Raw genomic sequence first — 17,738 nt, 5'->3', positions numbered from 1 at the left:
CACAGCAGCGGAGCATTATTGTTATAAAATAAGGAGGTATGTTATTCGCGAATCAGCCTGCCGGCCTGTTGTAGCGCCTTATAGGCCGCATACCTGCGCTGATGAAGCGGGCTAAACGCCGTCTCGCTGTGATAGGTGGCATCCACCTGAGTAAACTGCTTCATGGCCTCCGGCAGCGAAGCCGCGACTCTGCCCGCCACCGCGCCGAGGATGGCGGAACCTAACAGCACCGGCTCGCGGCTGGCGGTGCTCACGACGCTAACGCCGCAGGCGTCGGCCAACAGCTGACGCACCAGCGGATGCTGCCCGGCTCCGCCGCTGATGACGATATTTTCACTCTCAATTCCGCAGGCGCGCTGGGCGTCAATGATCTGTCGCAGACCATAGCCAATCCCGCATAGCCCGGCAACGTACAGCGCGGTCAGGTTATCCAGGTCCCGCTCCATCCCCAGCCCGGCAATCAGCGCTTTCGCGTGGGGATCGGCAAGCGGCGCGCGATTACCGAGAAACTCCGGAACGACGTGCAGACCGGCGGCCAGCGTTACCGCCTCAGAAGGGGAAGCAACTTGCGTCAGAACGCGATCCGCCAGCCAGACCGGCAGAGGGACGCCTGCGGCTTTCGCTTGCTCGCGCGCTTGCGCCGCCGCCGGATGGAAGCTCAGCAGCTGGTCGATAGCCGCGCCGGCGGCGCTTTGCCCGCCTTCACTTAGCCAGTAGCCCGGCACCATCGCCGAATAGTAAGGGCCCCAGACGCCCGGGACGAATACCGCTTCCTGAGTGGTGGTCATGGTGCAGGAAGAAGTGCCGAAGACATAGGCCATATTGTTGACCGCGCCGTTAAGCACGCCGACGGTACCGATGCCGCCCGCGTGGGCGTCAATCATCCCCACCGCCACCGGCGTGCCGATCGGCAGGCCCATCTCCTCTGCCGCCGTGGCGCAAAGGCCCTCGCCGCAGGGGGTGCCTGGATCGACAATCCGCTGGCCGATGCGGACAAAATCTTCATCCGCCAGCTCTTCGAGGCCAATCTGGCGGAAGTAACCGGCATCCCAGCGTTGTTCATGCGCCAGGTAGGTCCATTTACAGGTCACCGTGCAGACCGAGCGGGCTTCATCGCCGGTTGAGCGCCAGGTGAGGTAATCGGCGAGGTCGAAGAAGTGGCGCGCCTGCTGATAGATGTGCGGGCGATTCTCCTTCAGCCACAAAATTTTCGGCGTTTGCATCTCCGGCGAGATTTTGCCGCCAACGTACCGCAGTACCGGGTGGCCCGTGGCATTGATCTTTTCCGCCTGCCCGGTGGCGCGATGATCCATCCAGACAATAATGTTGCGGTCCGCATCGTCCGAAGGCCCGACCGCCAGCGGCGCATCGTTATCGCCAATCACCACCAGCGAGCAGGTGGCATCGAAGCCGATCCCGGCTATCGACGACGGCGAAACGCCGGCGCTGGCCACCGCCGTTTTAATGCAGTAGCACACCGCCTGCCAGATCTCACGGCTCGACTGCTCGACCTTGTTTCCGGCGCTGCGAAACAGGGTTATTTCCCGGGTCGCGTGGGCGAGGAGCTCGCCCCGCAGATTGAATACCCCGGCGCGCACGCTGCCCGAACCGACATCCACGCCAATAATGTTTTGCGTATCGTTTTGCATCACATCCTCTCACAGGCTGGCCAGGGTCAGAGATCCACGCTGTTCGGCAGGATCACAATGTCGCGCACGGTGACGTTTTTCGAACGCGTCACCATAAACAGCACCGACTCCGCCACTTCAATCGGCTGCATCAGGCTGCCGTTGGCCAGCGCTTCGTCCATTTTGGCTTTTGGCCAGTCGTCCAGCAGAGCGGTAACCACCGGGCCCGGCAGTACGGCGCCGACGCGCACGCCATACTGCGCCACCTGGCGACGAGTGGTGTGCACAAATGCCTGTACCGCGAATTTCGACGCGGTATAGACAGGCTCCCAGATCACCGGCACCACGCCCGCGATCGAGCTGGTGAAGATAATATCCCCGGATTTTTGCGCGATCAGATGCGGCAGGACGCTGCGCACGCAGCGGAAGGCGGCGTTGATATTGAGGTGCAGCACGCGGTCCCAGACGTCCGGGTCGCCCTCGGCCACCGGCCCGCCGATATAGGCGCCGGCGTTGGCGTGGAAGATATCGAGACGCCCGGTAAGCTGCAAAATGCCCTGCAGTAGGTTATCGACCTGGTCCGCCTGCATCAGGTCGACCTGCAGGGCGAAGGCGTTTTCGCCAAGTTCGGCGACCAGTTTGTTGAGCTTTTCGCCTTCGCGGTCGATCAGTACCACTTTTGCGCCAGCTCCCAGCAGGGTCCTCGCGCACTCGAGGCCGATACCGGACGCCGCGCCGGTGATCGCGGCGACTTTACCGCTGAGGGAAGTATTCATAGAGGAGACAGAGTGGTTCATTTTATAATCCTTTGCCGTATCTGGTTAAAACTATCGAACGCGAGGGCATCACGTTCGAGGTGATAGACTAAACCTGGTAACATATTGAATATCAGCATCTTAATTCAGGCTTGCTGGCATGTTGAGGCGGTATGCGCGCGTACTTCCTGGCGTGAAAAGGATGCTCAATCGATGAAGCTATGTTGCTCTCGCTTCATCGATTGAGCAAGTGGGGAAATTAACAGCGACATGATTTTGTGACGCAAGTTGGAAAAATGAAGAAGATAACGATTTACGACCTGGCGGAACTTTCCGGCGTTTCGGCGAGCGCGGTGAGCGCTATCCTCAACGGTAACTGGAAAAAGCGCCGCATCAGCGCCAAGCTTGCGGAAAAGGTGACGCGGATTGCCGAGGAGCAGGGCTATGCGATTAACCGTCAGGCCAGCATGCTGCGCAGTAAAAAATCACACGTCATCGGTATGATTATCCCCAAATATGATAACCGCTACTTCGGTTCCATCGCCGAACGCTTTGAGGAGATGGCCCGCGAGCGCGGCCTGCTGCCGATTATCACCTGTACGCGCCGGCGTCCGGAACTGGAGATCGAAGCGGTAAAGGCGATGCTCTCCTGGCAGGTTGACTGGGTGGTCGCGACCGGGGCGACCAATCCGGATAAAATTTCCGCGCTATGCCAGCAGGCGGGCGTGCCAACGGTCAATCTCGACCTGCCGGGCTCTCTCTCGCCGTCGGTGATTTCGGATAACTACGGCGGCGCGAAAGCGCTGACTCATAAGATCCTGGCTAATAGCGCCCGCCGCCGCGGAGAGCTGGCGCCGCTGACCTTTATCGGCGGGCGCAGCAGCGACCATAACACCAGCGAGCGTTTACGCGGCTTCCACGATGCGCATCGCGAGCTGGGGCTTAGCGTGCCGCAGGCGAATATTCTGGCTCCCGGCTATTCGAAAGGCCACGTTGAGGCCTGCCTGCAGGAGCGGTTTAGCAGCGCGAAGACGCTGTTGCAGGGGATATTTGTTAACTCGACGATATCCCTGGAAGGGGTTGTGCGCTGGCTGTCGCAGGTGGGTCTGACCGGCAGCGAGCAGCCGCCGATGGGCTGCTTCGACTGGGATCCGTTTGTCTATCTGCTGGGGCACGATATCGACATGGTGCAGCAGGACGTGCCGGCGATGCTGGACGCTGTTTTTTCGATTATTGACGCCGGCGAAGCCAGCCAGCAGCGGATTGAAATTCCCCCGCGACTGATGAGCAGCAGCTGAGTCGCTGTCTGGCTGTTCGACGTTACCGTGTCAGCAGCCAGCGGGCGGTATGCTCATCGGTCACCAGGCCATTAATCCAGCCGCCTTTAAGGGCAGCCAGGATCGCCGGTCGTTTATGTTCTCCACAGGCAGCGGCAATCCGCGGGCAGTGGCTCTGGCGGATATCATAGCTGGTGATCATGCGGTTGATCTCGCTGTCTACCACGTCGCCTTGCGCATCAATAAACCGCCCGAGGATCTCCCCGATGCCGCCGCGGGCGGTCAGCTCATCCATCTGCGCCTGATTGATAAAGCCGTCTTTAAAGATCGGACTTTGCGTGCCCAGCGGACCAATGCCGACAAAAATCACGTCCGCCTCGCGGGCGACGCTGGAGACGCTGCGGAATAGGCGATTGGTGCACCACATTTCATACTCATCCGCGCTTTGGGCGTAGCGCGGCGCCGGCCACTGATAGTACTTGGCCTTAATTTTGCGGGTCAGCAGCAGGGGCACGTCATCGTAATAATTGCACTGCCCGTCGGCGTTCATGGCGCTGATCAGCGCCACGCAGCGGGTATTCAGGCTGTCAAAATCGATGCGCTGCAGCGCTTTTTTCAGGGTCAGGCCCGAGCCCAGACCGATAATTTTCTCTTTATCATCCTGCAGATAGCGAGCCATCAGCTGATAGCAGCCAAATGACACACTGTCGAGGGTGCTTTCTTCGCTAAAGGCGGGGACCACATTGCACTCGATCAAGCGGTATTTTTCCTGCAGCAACTGCGCATAATCGAGGCAGTTCGCTACCGGATGGTGCAGATTAATCGACACAATCCCTTCTTCTTTCGCGGCGGCGATCAGCCGTTGCACCACCGGTCTGGAGGTGCCCAGCTGGCTGGCAATCTCGCTCTGATTCTGGCCGGCGATGTAGTACATCCATGCGGCACGCACCTTCTGATCCAACCGGATATCGTCTTCTTTACTCATGGTTTCCCGCCCTAAGTTGCTGGCCAGGGCACGCAATTGGCCCGGCGAATACCCGCATTCTCGCCGTGGTTGGCATAACTGGCAAGCTTTTGCTCTTTACTGGTCATTTGTAATTTAATTGGGTAATTGCTCTTTTGTGATCCATGGCTCTTATTTTGGTCAAATGATCAATTACAGTGGCGCCATCAACTCAAGGAGAGCAGAACATGAACAATCAATTCACATGGCTTCATATCGGTCTGGGTTCTTTTCATCGTGCGCATCAGGCGTGGTATCTGCATCGTCTGATTGCTTCCGGGGATAATCGCTGGCGCATCGCGGCGGGGAATATTCGCAACGACGCCGAGCAGGTGGTCCAGGCGCTGGCGGCGCAGGGAGGACGTTACGTCCTCGAGACCGTCAGCCCGGAAGGGGAGCGCGAATATGAAGAGATCACCTCAATCCAGAAACTGCTGCCGTGGCAGGCCGGGCTACAGCCGCTGATTAACGAAGGGGCAAACCCGCAGACCAAAGTTATCGCCTTTACTGTGACGGAAGGGGGGTACTACCTGAACACTCGCCATCGGCTGGAAACCAGCAACCCCGATCTGCAGGCCGACCTGCAAGGCGAGTGCAAAACCATTTACGGCACCCTCGCGCGGATCCTGGAAAAGCGCATGGCCGACAACGCCGGGCCGCTGACCCTGCTCAACTGCGATAACGTGCGTCATAACGGCGAGCGTTTCCACGACGGTATGGTCGAGTTCCTGCAGCTCACCGGCAAACAGGCGGTGATTGACTGGATGGCGGCCAATACCACCTGTCCGAACACCATGGTGGACCGCATCACCCCGCGTCCGGCGGCCGATCTGCCGGCCCGCATCAAAGCGCAAACCGGAATTGATGACAAAGCGCCGGTGATGGGGGAGACCTTTATCCAGTGGGTAGTGGAGAACAACTTCCGCGATGCCCGCCCGAATCTGGAGGCGGTCGGCGTGGAGATGGTGGAGTCGGTCATCCCGTATGAAGAGGCGAAAATTCGCATTCTGAACGCGTCGCACAGCTGCATTGCCTGGGCGGGAACCTTAATCGGCCAGCAGTATATTCATGAAAGCACGCTGACCGATGTTATCTACGCCATTGCCGACCGCTACGTTACGGAGGACGTTATTCCGTGTCTCGGCGACAACGGCATTGATCTGCCGACCTACCGGGATGTGGTGCTTAAGCGCTTTACCAACCCCTATATCCAGGACACCAACCAGCGCGTCGCCGCCGACGGCTTCTCGAAAATTCCGGCGATGATCGCGCCAACCTTGCAGGAGTGCTACCAGCGCGGCGTCCGCCCGGAAGCGACCGCCATGCTGCCGGCGCTGTTCTTCGTCTTTATGGAGCAGTGGCACAAGGGAACTCTGCCGTATCAGTACCAGGACGGCATCCTGGATGCGCAGGCGGTGCATGAGATGTTCGAGGCTCAGGATCCGGTGGCTGTCTACGCGCGCGATAAAGCCCTGTTTGGTGATCTCGCCAACAACGCGGATTTCCTGGCGCTGATGCGCGAGAAAGTCGCCGCCGTTTACACGCTGATTAACTAAGAGGTGGCTATGTATCTGGGTATCGATCTCGGCACATCGGAAGTCAAAGCGCTGGTCATTGATGAGAACCATGAGGTTATCGCCAGCCATAGCGCGCCGCTGAGTATTCAGCGGCCTCATCCGCACTGGTCAGAACAAGCGCCGGAGCTATGGTGGGAGGCGACGGAGTACCTGATGGCCACGCTACGGGAAAAATGCGCCCAGCATTGGCCGGCCATTAAGGCGATTGGCCTCTCCGGGCAGATGCACGGCGCGGTGTTGCTGGATGCAGAGGGGCAGGCGATCCGTCCGGCCATTCTGTGGAACGACACCCGCTGCGCCGCAGAGTGCGCCGAGCTGGAGGCGATGGCGCCGAAGCTGCATCAGGTGGCGGGCAACCTGGCGATGCCGGGCTTTACCGCGCCGAAGCTGTTGTGGGTGCGCCGTCATGAGCCGCAGCACTTTCAGCGCACCGCCACGGTGCTGCTGCCCAAGGATTATCTGCGCTACCGGATGACCGGGAAGAAAGTCTCCGATATGTCGGACGCCGCCGGGACGCTGTGGCTGGACGTGGCGAAGCGCGACTGGTCCGACGCTCTGCTGGACAAGTGCGGCCTGTCGCGTAGCCAAATGCCGACGCTGGTCGAAGGCTGCGAGATTTCCGCCACCCTTGACCCGCAGGTGGCTGCCCGCTGGGGGCTGAACGCCTCGGTGGTGGTGGCCGGGGGCGGGGGGGATAACGCGGTCAGCGCCATTGGCGTCGGCGCGGTCTCGCCGGGGGATGCGTTTATTTCGCTCGGCACCTCCGGGGTGCTGTTTGTGGTGACCGATGCCTATCGTCCGGCGCCGCAGTCGGCGGTACATGCGTTTTGTCACGTGCTGCCGAACCTGTGGCACCAGATGAGCGTCATGCTGAGCGCCGCCAGCTGTTTGCAGTGGTTCTGCCGTCTGACCGGCACCACGGAGGTGGCGCTGCTGGCGGAGATTGCCGAGCTAAGCGAGGAGGATAAAGCCAACGCGCCGTTCTTCCTGCCCTATCTCTCCGGGGAACGAACCCCGCATAACGATCCTGACGCGCGCGGCATCTTCTGGGGCATGACCCACGCCAGCCTGCGCGCGCAGCTCGGCTACGCGGTGCTGGAGGGGGTGAGCTTTGGGATCAACGACGGCCTGCAGGCATTGAAAGAGAGCGGGACGCCGATCGCGCAGTGCTCGCTGGTGGGCGGGGGCGCCCGCAGCCCGTTCTGGGCCCAGCTGCTGGCCGATATTCTCGCTATGCCGGTGGTGACCCACAAAGGCGGAGAGACCGGCGGCGCACTGGGCGCGGCGCGGCTGGCCTGCCTGGCGGCGGGCAAACCCATTGCCGCGGTGTGTGAAAAACCGGAAGTCTGGCAGACCTGGCGTGCGGATCCCATTCGCCACCACACCCTGATGCAACGCTACGCGCAGTTTAAAGCCCTGTATTTAAACGATCTGCACTATCGACAGCACTGATTTTCATCATAACCGCCGCTTCGTTGCACGTCGCGGAGCGGCCACCCTGTACCCTGAAAACGAGGTCATTATGTCTATCAATAATAAACAGTGGCTCGGTTTACCCCTGAACCTGCTCTGGGGATACATCGCCATTGCCGTATTTATGACCGGCGACGGTTTTGAATTAGCCTTTCTGTCGCACTATATCAAAGCGCTCGGCTTCTCTCCGGCGGAGGCCTCCTTTGCCTTTACCCTCTACGGCCTGGCCGCTGCGCTGTCGGCGTGGATTTCCGGGGTGGTGGCGGAAATTATCACCCCGCTGAAAACGATGATGATTGGCTTCGTGCTGTGGTGCGTATTCCACGTGCTGTTCCTCGTTTTCGGCCTCGGTCACGCCAACTATGCGCTGATCCTGCTTTTCTACGGCATCCGCGGCTTCGCCTATCCGCTGTTCCTCTACTCGTTTATCGTGGCGATTGTCCATAACGTCAAAAGCGACAACGCCAGCTCGGCCATCGGCTGGTTCTGGGCGGTGTATTCCATCGGCATCGGGGTCTTCGGCAGCTATATTCCGAGCTTTACCATTCCGCACATTGGCGAAATGGGCACCCTGTGGCTGGCGCTGGCCTTCTGCCTTACCGGGGGCGTGATTGCCCTGGTTTCCCTGCGCCATATTCAAACGCCGCAGCATATGCAGAATCTCACCACCCGTGAGAAGTTTTCCGAGCTGGGACGCGCCGCGACGCTGCTCTATACCAACCGCAATATTCTGCTGTCGAGCATGGTGAGGATTATCAATACCCTCTCGCTGTTCGGTTTTGCGGTGATTATGCCGATGATGTTTGTCGATGAGCTGGGCTTCAGCACTTCAGAATGGCTCCAGGTATGGGCAGTCTTCTTCTTCACCACCATTTTCTCTAACGTGCTGTGGGGGATCCTCGGGGAAAAACTGGGCTGGATGAAGGTGGTGCGCTGGTTCGGCTGCATCGGGATGGCGCTCTCCAGCCTGGCGTTTTACTATATTCCTCAGCACTTTGGCCATAGCTTTGCGATGGCGCTGATCCCCGCCATCGCCCTCGGGATCTTTGTCGCCGCCTTCGTGCCGCTGGCGGCCGTGTTCCCGGCGCTGGAGCCGAAGCATAAAGGTGCGGCCATTTCGGTCTATAACCTGTCGGCGGGGATGTCGAACTTTCTCGCGCCGGCGATTGCCGTGGTGCTGCTGCCGTTCTTCAGCACCATCGGGGTGGTGATCGCCTATACCGGATTGTACGTGGTGGCCTTTTTCCTCTGCGCCTTTATCCGCGTGGAGCAGCCGGGGTTCTCCCACAAGGAAGCAACCGCCCGCGAGCAGGTTGAATTCTCATAGGTACTGCGGCTGGCATGCGCTTCATGCCAGCCTTAATGAGGTGAACGAATGAGTATGCAGGCGGTTATTTTTGACATGGATGGCGTGATTATTGATTCCGAGGCGCTGTGGCGTCAGGCGCAGATTGACGCCCTCGCGCAGTGGGGAGCAACGGCGAGCGTTGCTGAATGTGAAACCCTGACCAAGGGCAAGCGCCTCGACGACATTGCCGGCACCTGGTGCCGCTATTTTCAGCTTGATCTCGCTCCGCAGCGGCTTGAAGACGCCATCCTGCAGCGCATCACCCGCCTGATTGCCGCGAAAGGCGAACCGATGCGCGGGGTGCAGGAGGCGTTACGCTATTTTCGCGAAGCGGGTTATAAGATTGCGCTCGCCACGTCATCATCTCGTCAGGTTATTGCCGCTGTGCTGAACAAGCTTTCGCTCTGGCACTTTTTTGACGCGATCTCCAGCGCGGATGATGAACCATGCGGCAAACCGCACCCGGCGGTGTACCTCACGACGCTGCGGAAGCTCAATCTCAACGCCAGCCAGTGTCTGGTGATTGAGGATAGCTTTACCGGCTTTTGCGCGGCCCAGTCGGCGGGGATTGCCACGATAGTGATTGCAGAAGATAGCCAGCACGCGCGTTTTCAGGCCGCCGCTGGCCGCTATCAAACCTTACCTGAACTGCTGGAAGCGCTTAGCGCGGAGCCAGCGGCGGTGGTATAAGTCAGCCATTTGTGGGCGCAGACATTCCCGGGATGTAGCTGGTCGGTTAATCTCTTTTCTGCGCTCACGCCCTTTTTTCTCCTGGTCGATCTGCCTCACATTTCGCTCATCTTTTGTGAAAACAGTCACGTCTTGTTGTGCCAATGCCCAAATTTATGGCCTTGCTTAGCGGTGTTTGTCCGAGGCACTACTACGAAGTTGTGCTTAGATTATATATTGAAACGTATTTTCAATAATGTGAAACCGCTTTGCCGATCTGCTTATGTCGATCGGATTTGGCCGTGATAAGGACCGAGCATGAAAATTGAATCTGTGAATGTCACCGTTTTCCAATATCCCACTCGTCGGGTTTCCGACAGCGCCGGGCACTCCCATCCGGGGGTTGAAAGCATGGCCAAAATGGCGATGCTGACCATCACCGCTGATGATGGGGCGCAGGGCTTTTCGTTTGCGCCTCCGGAAGTCGTGCGCCCGTTCGTGGTGAATACTTTTTTTCGCAAAGTGCTGGTGGGACAGGACCCGTTTAACCGTGAGCGTATCTGGCAGGATCTTAACCACTGGCAGCGCGGCAGCGCACATCAGCTAACGGAGCGCGCGCTGTCGTTTGTTGAACAGGCGCTGTGGGACCTGATCGGCCGCAGCCTTAAGATGCCGGTTTATAAGCTGCTCGGCGGCTATCGCGACACTGTCCCGGCTTACGGTAGCACCATGTGCGGCGACGATCTGCCGGGCGGCCTGTCGACCCCGGAAGAGTATGCCGCTTTTGCTGAGAAGCTGGTCGCCCGCGGCTACAAGGCCATCAAACTGCACACCTGGATGCCGCCAATCTCTTTTGCGCCCAATCCCAAAATGGACATTAAAGCCTGCGCGGCGGTGCGCGAAGCCGTAGGGCCGGATATTGACCTGATGATTGATGGCTATCACTGGTACAGCCGCGCCGAGGCGCTGTGGATCGGCAAAGAGCTGGAAAAACTCAATTTCGCCTGGTTTGAAGAGCCGATGGAGGAGGATTCGATGTCTTCCTATGCGTGGCTGGCGGAAAACCTGTCGATTCCCATCGTCGGGCCGGAGAGCTTCGGCGGCAAGCACCACATGCGCGCCGAATGGGTGAAAGCCGGGGCCTGCGACATTCTGCGCGCCGGCGCTAACGGCGTGGGGGGGATTACACCGACCATGAAGGTGGCGGCGCTGGCGGAATCTTTCGGCATGGATTGCGAAGTCCACGGCAACGGAGCGGCAAGCCTGGCGGTGGTGGGCGCGATCCGCAACTGCCGCTGGTACGAGCGCGGCCTGCTGCATCCGTTCCTCGACTACGATGAACCGGCGGCCTATCTCAACAGCATTGTCGACCCGATGGATGACCAGGGATTTGTGCATTTGTCACAACGTCCGGGTCTCGGTGAAGACATTAATTTTGCGTATATCGAAGCCAATACCGTTAGCCACGACTGATTTAAAAAAATAAATACCCGATGGCGCTGCGCTTATCGAGCCTGCGGCCCGGTAGACCGGATAAGCCGAAAATGCCGCCATCCGGCAACATGTACCCTACAGTACAGGCAAACAGAGATATGAAAAAAACCTCCTTACTGGGAGCGTGTATTCTCGCGCTCGCCATGTCGATGGGGAGCGGGGAGGCGGTGGCGAAAACGCCGCCCGACCAGCTGATCATCGGCATGAATATGAATAACCTGCTCACCCTTGACCCGGCGGCGATGACCGGTAACGAAGTGGTGGGGATCGTGGTCAACCTCTACGACTCGCTGGTGGAGCTTGACCCTGAGCAGCTCACCACCGTCAGGCCCGCGCTGGCGAAATCCTGGGATATCAGCCCCGACGGCAAAACCCTGACCTTTCATCTGCGCGATGACGTTAAGTTTCACTCCGGCAACCCGCTGACCGCCGCCGACGTCGTGTGGTCAATGCGGCGCATCCTGCACCTCAACCTGGCCCAGGCCTCAGTATGGAAATCCTATGGCTTCAGTAAGAAAAATATCGACAGCCAGGTCAGCGCGCCGGACCGCTTCACGGTGCAAATCGTATTACCCAAAGATAACGATCCGCAGCTGGTGATTTACTCGCTGGCGGCGCTGGGCAACCTCGGAGTGCTGGACAGTAAAACGGTGCAAAGCCACCAGCAGGATAACGACTGGGGTAACCGCTGGCTAACCACCCATGAAGCCGGTTCCGGGCCGTTTATCCTCGAAACCTGGCAGGCGAAAGATGTGCTGCGCATGAAGCGCAACCCTGACTACTGGCGCGGCGAGGCGAAAATGAGCCGCGTGGTACTGCGTCATTTCCAGGAGTCGCAAACTCTGCGCCTGATGATCGAAAAAGGCGACCTTGATATTGCCAACAATATGGCGGTTTCCGATATCAACGCCCTGCGCAGCGACCCGCAGCTGACCGTCGATGCGGTGCAGCGCGGCACCATGTACTACGTGGCGATGAGCATGAAAGAGGCGCACTTCGCCAATCCGAAAGTGCGCGAGGCGGTGCGCTATCTGATTGATTACCAGGGTATCAATAAAGCGCTGATGCCGGGCTACGGCGTGCTGCACCAGCGGCCTATCAAAGCGGGAATGCCGTCCACGCTACCCGATCCCGGCTACAGGCTGGACGTGGCGCGGGCGAAAAAGCTGCTGGCGGAAGCGGGATATCCCAACGGCTTTGATACCACGCTGCGGGTACTCTCCGATCAGCCATTTCTTAACATCGCTATCGCCGTGCAGTCGACGCTGATGCAGGCGGGGATTAACGCCAAAATAATCACCGGCACTGGTAACCAGATCTACGGCGCAATGCGCGAGCGTAAATTTGACCTGCTGGTAGGTCGCGGCGGCAGCGGGATGGAGCCGCATCCGCACTCCAGCCTGCGCGCGCTGGTCTATAACCCGGATAACAGCGATAAGGCGCGCCTGACCAACTTCCAGGGCTGGCGTACCGGTTTTTACGACCCGCAACTGAATACGATGATTGACCAGGCCCTGCTGGAACGCGATCCGCAAAAACAGGTGGCTGACTACCAGGCCATCCAGACACGCTACGACCAGCTGGTTCCGGCTTTAATTCCGCTTTCGCAGATGGTTGATTCGGTCGTCGTGCGCAACGAGGTACGGGAGTATCAGCCGCACCCCTCCGCCACCACTTTTCTGCGTGACGTCTATAAAGTCCGCGAAGGAGAGAAAGGATGAGTACCGCAATCCTTGCGCCCGGCTCACGCGGCCGGCGCTTATCAAAACGGCTACTGCAGGTGGTGATTACACTGTTCGGCCTGCTGCTGCTGACCTTTACCATTGGCCGCGTCATGCCCATCGACCCGGTGCTGGCGATTGTCGGCCCGGATGCTGACCAGAGTACCTATCAGCAGGTTTACCAGCAGCTGGGGTTTGATAAATCGCTGACCACCCAGTTTGGCATCTATTTCGTCAACCTGTGGCACGGCGATCTGGGCAACGCGCTGCTGACCGGGAAACCGGTGGTGGACGATATTATCCGCGTCTTCCCGGCCACCATGGAGCTGGCAACGATGGCGATTATTGTCGGCGCGGGTCTTGGTATTCCGCTGGGCGTGTTGGCGGCAGCGCGGCGCAATAGCGTCTCCGATTATGTGGTACGCATTATCAGCCTGGCGGGCTACTCGACGCCGATCTTTTGGGTCGGGATGATGGGGCTGCTGGTGTTCTATGCCTGGCTTGGCTGGGTAGGCGGCGCCGGGAGGGTAGATCTCGGGCTGGATGGTGTGGTGCCGCGCCGCACCGGGCTGATCACCGTTGATGCGCTGCTGGCCGGCAACGGCCAGGTGTTCTGGAACGCCATTAATCATCTGATTCTTCCCGCCTCGCTGCTGGGTTTTCACTCGCTGGCTTATATCAGCCGTATGACCCGCAGCTTTATGCTGGCCCAGCTGTCGCAGGAGTTCATTATTACCGCCCGGGTGAAAGGGCTGACCGAGCGCCAGGTTATCTGGAACCATGCGTTTCGTAACATCCTCGTGCAACTGCTGACGGTGGTGGCGCTGGCCTACGGCGCGCTGCTGGAAGGCGCGGTGCTGATTGAAACCGTCTTCTCATGGCCGGGGTTTGGCTCCTACCTTACCGGAAGCTTGCTGCTGGGCGATATGAATGCGGTGATGGGCTGCGTGCTGCTGGTGGGGGTGATCTTCGTGATGCTCAACCTGCTCTCCGACATGCTGTATCAATTCTTTGACCCGAGGACAAAATCATGACCGTTTCTCTGGATTCGCCGCTTTCGGGTGGTGCGGGCGAAGGCCGTCAGCGGCTGCAACGCGCGGCGGCGCGGGCCGTCGGGTTTATCGGCAAAATGGCGCGCAATCCGCTCACGGCCATCGGCGGAGGAATTATCTTTCTGCTGCTGGTGGTGGCGATTTTCGCGCCGCTGATTGCGCCTTATAACCCGCTGGTACAGGACCTGAATAGTGCGCTGGTCGCGCCGAATGCGCAGCACTGGTTCGGCACCGATGAGTTTGGCCGGGATATCTTTAGTCGCCTGGTGTACGGCTCCCGCATCACGCTCTATATCGTGCTGCTGGTCTCAGTGACCGTTGGTCCGCTCGGACTGCTGCTGGGCGTCAGCGCCGGCTATTTCGGCGGTAAAGTCGATATGGTGCTGATGCGCGTCACCGATATTTTCATCTCCTTCCCGAGTCTGGTCCTGGCGCTGGCGTTTGTCGCCGCTTTAGGACCGGGGCTGGAGCACGTGGTTATCGCCATCACGCTGACCGCCTGGCCGCCGATTGCCCGTCTGGCGCGCGCCGAAACGCTCTCACTGCGCCAGGCCGATTTTATCTCCGCCGTGCGTCTGCAGGGCGCTTCATCGGCCCGCGTCCTCTGGCGCCATATCGTGCCGCTGTGTCTGCCCTCGGTCATTATCCGTATCACCATGAATATGGCCGGGATCATTCTGACCGCGGCCGGCCTAGGCTTTCTCGGCCTCGGCGCGCAGCCGCCAGAGCCGGAGTGGGGAGCGATGATCTCCAGCGGGCGCACTTATATGATGGAGTGCTGGTGGGTCGTAACCATTCCGGGGCTGGCGATTTTGATCAATAGCTTAGCGTTCAACTTCTTAGGAGATGGCCTACGTGACATCCTCGATCCCCGTAGTGAATAATGCACCGCTGCTCGACGTGCGCGATTTGTGCGTCGACTTTGTTAACGGTAGCGCGGTGACCCACGCCGTGCGCGGCGTCTCCTTCCAGCTGGGGCATGAGAAGCTGGCTATTGTCGGCGAATCCGGTTCGGGTAAGTCCACCGTTGGGCGCGCGCTGCTGCAGCTGCATCCGAAAAAGGCCCGCGTCAGCGCCAGCCGGATGCAGTTTGCCGACCTCGATCTGCAGCATCTTAGCGAAGCGCAGATGCGCGGCGTACGCGGCAAACGTATCTCGATGATTATGCAGGATCCGAAATATTCGCTGAATCCGGTGGTCTGCGTGGGTAAGCAAATCGCCGAGGCCTGGCTTACTCATCATCCCGGGCGCAAAGATGAGGCGAAAGCCAGGGCGCTGGAGATGCTGGAGGTGGTGCGTATTCGCCAGCCGGAGCGCGTTTATCAGCTTTATCCGCATGAAATATCCGGCGGACAGGGGCAGCGCATCATGATCGCCATGATGCTGATTACCGACCCGGAGCTGATCATTGCCGATGAGCCCACCTCCGCGCTGGACGTGTCGGTGCGCCTGCAGGTGCTGGGCCTGCTGGATGACCTGGTTCAGTCGCGCGGGCTGGGGCTGATTTTTATCAGCCACGATATCAACCTGGTGCGCAGCTTCTGCGACCGGGTGCTGGTGATGTACGCCGGACGGGTAGTGGAGTCCATCGCCGCTAAAGATCTCGATCACGCCCGTCACCCCTACACTCAGGGATTGATTAACTCGCTGCCGGATATGCAGCATCGTCGCCCGATACTGCCGGTGCTGCAGCGTCAGGCCAGCTGGTTAACGGATTAAGGAGCGGATAATGATTGAAGTTCAACATCTCAACCTCGCGTTTGGCGAGGGGGAGAAGCGTAACCAGGTGCTGTATGACGTCAGTTTCCACGTTAAGCCCGGCGAGATCTACGGTCTGGTAGGAGAGTCCGGTTCCGGTAAAACGACGGTGCTCAAGTGCCTGGCGGGGCTGTTTACCCACTGGCAGGGGGAACTGACCATCGATGCTCAGCCCTTAGGGCATGAAATTAGCCGCGAGCGCTGCCGTCAGGTGCAGATGGTATTTCAGGACCCCTACGGATCGCTGCATCCCCGTCACACCATTGGCGATATCCTCGAAGAGCCGCTGCAGATCCATCGTATCAACGACCGCGACCGGCGGATCAATGTGCTGCTGGATAAAGTTGGTCTCAACCGCGCCTTTCGCGAGCGCTATCCGCATCAGCTCTCCGGCGGGCAGCGGCAGCGCGTGGCGATAGCCAGAGCGCTGATTCTTGAGCCTCAGGTGCTGCTGCTGGATGAGCCGACGTCGGCGCTGGATGTGTCGGTGCAGGCTGAGATCCTTAACCTGCTGGCGGAACTGCAGCGGGAGGCTAAGCTCACTTACCTGATGGTCACCCACGATCTTGGGGTTATTGCCCACTTATGCCAGAAAGTGGCGGTGATGCAGTACGGGAAGATCCTCGAAACCCTGACGGTCGATGCGCTGGTCAGCGGCCAGGCGCAGACGGCCTATACGCAGATGCTGGTTAACGCCAGTCGGCAATATACGCGCGAAATGGCGCGCGAGGTGGCGGAATACTAAGCTTTATGGCGCATTGTCTCACGGCAGATGCGCCCATTTTAATAGGTAACTATTTGATGTTATAGGTTTTTTGTGGTTGTGGGTATCGTCTATTAATGTAAGCGCGGTGCTTGGATCGATATCCTGCCCAGGTTTTTCCTGCAGCCGCAGGTGCCGTTTTACCTTAACATTCAGAGGCTCAATCAACGAACCCGGCTGCTGTATACCAGCCGGGCGCCGTCTTTGCTTTGCGAAGCCTGATCAGCGTAGCAGCGGGCAGTCGGGCGGCAGCCGGCAGCGCAGGGCCGCCGGTAACAGCTCCATGCGGAAGGTTTTGCCGCTGAGCGGCTCGCCGTCGAGGTTAAAGGTCATCTCATGGGGCGCGGTTATTTCAAACCACGAGGAGACACCGTCAACAATATTCGGCGAGTTTTCCGGATTCGCCAGGGTGCTGAACAGGGCAGGGATCAGCTCTTCGCCGGTGAAAATGCGCAGATGCAGCAGACCATCGTTAATCAACGCCTCCGGACACAGCTGCTGACCGCCGCCGGCCTGGCGGCCGTTGCCGATGCCGATGACCAGCGCATCGCCCTGCCAGTGAAAGTTCTCCCCGCGGATCTCGCAGCGGTCCGGCTTCAGGGTATCCATGCGCATCAGACCGTGGATTAAATAAGAGACACCGCCGAGCGCGGCCTTGAGTTTTTCCGGCGTTTCGGTGGTGATCCGGGTGCCGAACCCGCCGGTCGCCATATTAATAAAGCCGGTTTTATCATTCACCCGGGCGATATCTATCGGCACATCGCGGCCGACGATCGCCAGCTTGAGGGCGCTGGCCAGATCCTGCGGAATACCGACGCTGGTGGCAAAGTCGTTAGCCGTGCCCAGCGGTAAAATCCCTAGCGCCATCTTGCCGCCGCGCTCCACCAGCGCGGTCGCCACTTCATTAATGGTGCCATCGCCACCGCCGGCGATCACCGTTTCAACGTTCAGCTGCAGGGCTTCATCGATAAACCGAGCGGCATCGCCCTTTTCCCAGGTCACGCGGACGTGAATATCAATCCCTTCATCGCGTAACAGGTTAACCGCTTCGCGTAGCTGCGGTTCATTGGCACCTTTGCCGTTAAGGATCAGTAAGCTGGCAGGAAACGTAGACATCATCAAGGGAACCTTTATTGCTCAATGTTGCATAAAGTGTACCGCATGACGAAAGCGAAGACCGGAGGAGAGGCAAAAAAATAAGCCCGCGTAAGGGAGATTAC

General features: G+C 59.2%; 15 protein-coding genes. 11 read left to right on the top strand and 4 right to left on the bottom strand.

Going from position 1 to position 17,738, the window contains the following annotated elements:
* Window positions 1-41: 41 nt before the first annotated feature.
* Both KPHS_36070 and KPHS_36060 read right to left on the bottom strand, forming a co-directional pair.
* The gene (locus KPHS_36070; RefSeq protein YP_005227907.1) at window positions 42-1,649 is read right to left on the bottom strand and encodes a ribitol kinase; all 1,608 of its coding nucleotides are present in this window, start codon (window positions 1,647-1,649) and stop codon (window positions 42-44) included.
* A gap of 26 nt (window positions 1,650-1,675) precedes the next feature.
* Window positions 1,676-2,425: a ribitol dehydrogenase rbtD gene (locus KPHS_36060; protein YP_005227906.1), complete on the bottom strand. Its 750-nt coding sequence runs from the start codon at window positions 2,423-2,425 to the stop codon at window positions 1,676-1,678.
* Between the two features lie 254 nt (window positions 2,426-2,679).
* Between KPHS_36060 and KPHS_36050 the strand changes: the two genes are divergently transcribed.
* Window positions 2,680-3,681, top strand: a complete 1,002-nt coding sequence (locus tag KPHS_36050) for a LacI family transcriptional regulator (protein ID YP_005227905.1) — start codon at window positions 2,680-2,682, stop codon at window positions 3,679-3,681.
* Window positions 3,682-3,703: 22 nt separating this feature from the next.
* On the opposite strand, the gene KPHS_36040 is transcribed toward KPHS_36050, so the two are convergent.
* Window positions 3,704-4,645: a SorC family transcriptional regulator gene (locus KPHS_36040; protein YP_005227904.1), complete on the bottom strand. Its 942-nt coding sequence runs from the start codon at window positions 4,643-4,645 to the stop codon at window positions 3,704-3,706.
* Between the two features lie 206 nt (window positions 4,646-4,851).
* Between KPHS_36040 and KPHS_36030 the strand changes: the two genes are divergently transcribed.
* The 10 genes from KPHS_36030 to KPHS_35940 all read left to right on the top strand — a co-directional run bounded on the left by KPHS_36030 (window position 4,852) and on the right by KPHS_35940 (window position 16,500).
* Window positions 4,852-6,219 carry a D-arabinitol dehydrogenase gene (locus KPHS_36030; RefSeq protein YP_005227903.1) on the top strand — a complete coding sequence of 456 codons (1,368 nt, stop codon included), beginning with the start codon at window positions 4,852-4,854 and terminating at the stop codon, window positions 6,217-6,219.
* Window positions 6,220-6,228: 9 nt separating this feature from the next.
* A complete protein-coding gene (locus tag KPHS_36020) occupies window positions 6,229-7,692 on the top strand; it encodes a xylulokinase (RefSeq protein YP_005227902.1) in 1,464 nt (487 codons plus the stop codon).
* A 70-nt stretch (window positions 7,693-7,762) separates the two neighbouring features.
* Window positions 7,763-9,040: a D-arabinitol transporter gene (locus KPHS_36010; RefSeq protein ID YP_005227901.1), complete on the top strand. Its 1,278-nt coding sequence runs from the start codon at window positions 7,763-7,765 to the stop codon at window positions 9,038-9,040.
* 48 nt (window positions 9,041-9,088) lie between these two features.
* A complete protein-coding gene (locus KPHS_36000) occupies window positions 9,089-9,751 on the top strand; it encodes an HAD-superfamily hydrolase (protein YP_005227900.1) in 663 nt (220 codons plus the stop codon).
* A gap of 297 nt (window positions 9,752-10,048) precedes the next feature.
* A complete protein-coding gene (locus KPHS_35990; protein YP_005227899.1) occupies window positions 10,049-11,203 on the top strand; it encodes a putative mandelate racemase / muconate lactonizing enzyme in 1,155 nt (384 codons plus the stop codon).
* A gap of 119 nt (window positions 11,204-11,322) precedes the next feature.
* The gene (locus KPHS_35980) at window positions 11,323-12,945 is read left to right on the top strand and encodes a putative ABC transport system periplasmic binding protein (RefSeq protein YP_005227898.1); all 1,623 of its coding nucleotides are present in this window, start codon (window positions 11,323-11,325) and stop codon (window positions 12,943-12,945) included.
* Complete coding sequence (locus KPHS_35970; protein YP_005227897.1) at window positions 12,942-13,979, top strand: putative ABC transport system permease; 1,038 nt, start codon at window positions 12,942-12,944, stop codon at window positions 13,977-13,979. The genes KPHS_35980 and KPHS_35970 overlap by 4 nt, the downstream gene beginning before the upstream one ends.
* On the top strand, window positions 13,976-14,881 hold the full coding sequence (locus tag KPHS_35960; protein YP_005227896.1) for a peptide/nickel transport system permease: 906 nt from the start codon (window positions 13,976-13,978) through the stop codon (window positions 14,879-14,881). The genes KPHS_35970 and KPHS_35960 overlap by 4 nt, the downstream gene beginning before the upstream one ends.
* Window positions 14,853-15,716 carry a putative dipeptide ABC transport system ATP-binding component gene (locus KPHS_35950; protein YP_005227895.1) on the top strand — a complete coding sequence of 288 codons (864 nt, stop codon included), beginning with the start codon at window positions 14,853-14,855 and terminating at the stop codon, window positions 15,714-15,716. The genes KPHS_35960 and KPHS_35950 overlap by 29 nt, the downstream gene beginning before the upstream one ends.
* A 10-nt stretch (window positions 15,717-15,726) precedes the next feature.
* Complete coding sequence (locus KPHS_35940) at window positions 15,727-16,500, top strand: peptide ABC transporter ATP-binding protein (protein ID YP_005227894.1); 774 nt, start codon at window positions 15,727-15,729, stop codon at window positions 16,498-16,500.
* A 240-nt stretch (window positions 16,501-16,740) separates the two neighbouring features.
* Here the strand turns inward: KPHS_35940 and KPHS_35930 are convergent, their stop codons facing one another.
* On the bottom strand, window positions 16,741-17,637 hold the full coding sequence (locus tag KPHS_35930; protein ID YP_005227893.1) for a lipid kinase: 897 nt from the start codon (window positions 17,635-17,637) through the stop codon (window positions 16,741-16,743).
* Between the last annotated feature and the right edge of the window lie 101 nt (window positions 17,638-17,738).

It is taken from the genome of Klebsiella pneumoniae subsp. pneumoniae HS11286 (assembly GCF_000240185.1).
Classification (GTDB): domain Bacteria; phylum Pseudomonadota; class Gammaproteobacteria; order Enterobacterales; family Enterobacteriaceae; genus Klebsiella; species Klebsiella pneumoniae.
This window is presented reverse-complemented; position numbering and strand designations above follow the sequence as displayed.

Excerpts from the sequence above, each read along its gene's own strand:
- KPHS_36070 (YP_005227907.1), bottom strand. The coding sequence starts at position 1,649 with ATGCAAAACGATACGCAAAACATTATTGGCGTGGATGTCGGTTCGGGC.
- KPHS_36060 (YP_005227906.1), bottom strand. The coding sequence starts at position 2,425 with ATGAACCACTCTGTCTCCTCTATGAATACTTCCCTCAGCGGTAAAGTC.
- KPHS_36050 (YP_005227905.1), top strand. The coding sequence starts at position 2,680 with ATGAAGAAGATAACGATTTACGACCTGGCGGAACTTTCCGGCGTTTCG.
- KPHS_36040 (YP_005227904.1), bottom strand. The coding sequence starts at position 4,645 with ATGAGTAAAGAAGACGATATCCGGTTGGATCAGAAGGTGCGTGCCGCA.
- KPHS_36030 (YP_005227903.1), top strand. The coding sequence starts at position 4,852 with ATGAACAATCAATTCACATGGCTTCATATCGGTCTGGGTTCTTTTCAT.
- KPHS_36020 (YP_005227902.1), top strand. The coding sequence starts at position 6,229 with ATGTATCTGGGTATCGATCTCGGCACATCGGAAGTCAAAGCGCTGGTC.
- KPHS_36010 (YP_005227901.1), top strand. The coding sequence starts at position 7,763 with ATGTCTATCAATAATAAACAGTGGCTCGGTTTACCCCTGAACCTGCTC.
- KPHS_36000 (YP_005227900.1), top strand. The coding sequence starts at position 9,089 with ATGAGTATGCAGGCGGTTATTTTTGACATGGATGGCGTGATTATTGAT.
- KPHS_35990 (YP_005227899.1), top strand. The coding sequence starts at position 10,049 with ATGAAAATTGAATCTGTGAATGTCACCGTTTTCCAATATCCCACTCGT.
- KPHS_35980 (YP_005227898.1), top strand. The coding sequence starts at position 11,323 with ATGAAAAAAACCTCCTTACTGGGAGCGTGTATTCTCGCGCTCGCCATG.
- KPHS_35970 (YP_005227897.1), top strand. The coding sequence starts at position 12,942 with ATGAGTACCGCAATCCTTGCGCCCGGCTCACGCGGCCGGCGCTTATCA.
- KPHS_35960 (YP_005227896.1), top strand. The coding sequence starts at position 13,976 with ATGACCGTTTCTCTGGATTCGCCGCTTTCGGGTGGTGCGGGCGAAGGC.
- KPHS_35940 (YP_005227894.1), top strand. The coding sequence starts at position 15,727 with ATGATTGAAGTTCAACATCTCAACCTCGCGTTTGGCGAGGGGGAGAAG.
- KPHS_35930 (YP_005227893.1), bottom strand. The coding sequence starts at position 17,637 with ATGATGTCTACGTTTCCTGCCAGCTTACTGATCCTTAACGGCAAAGGT.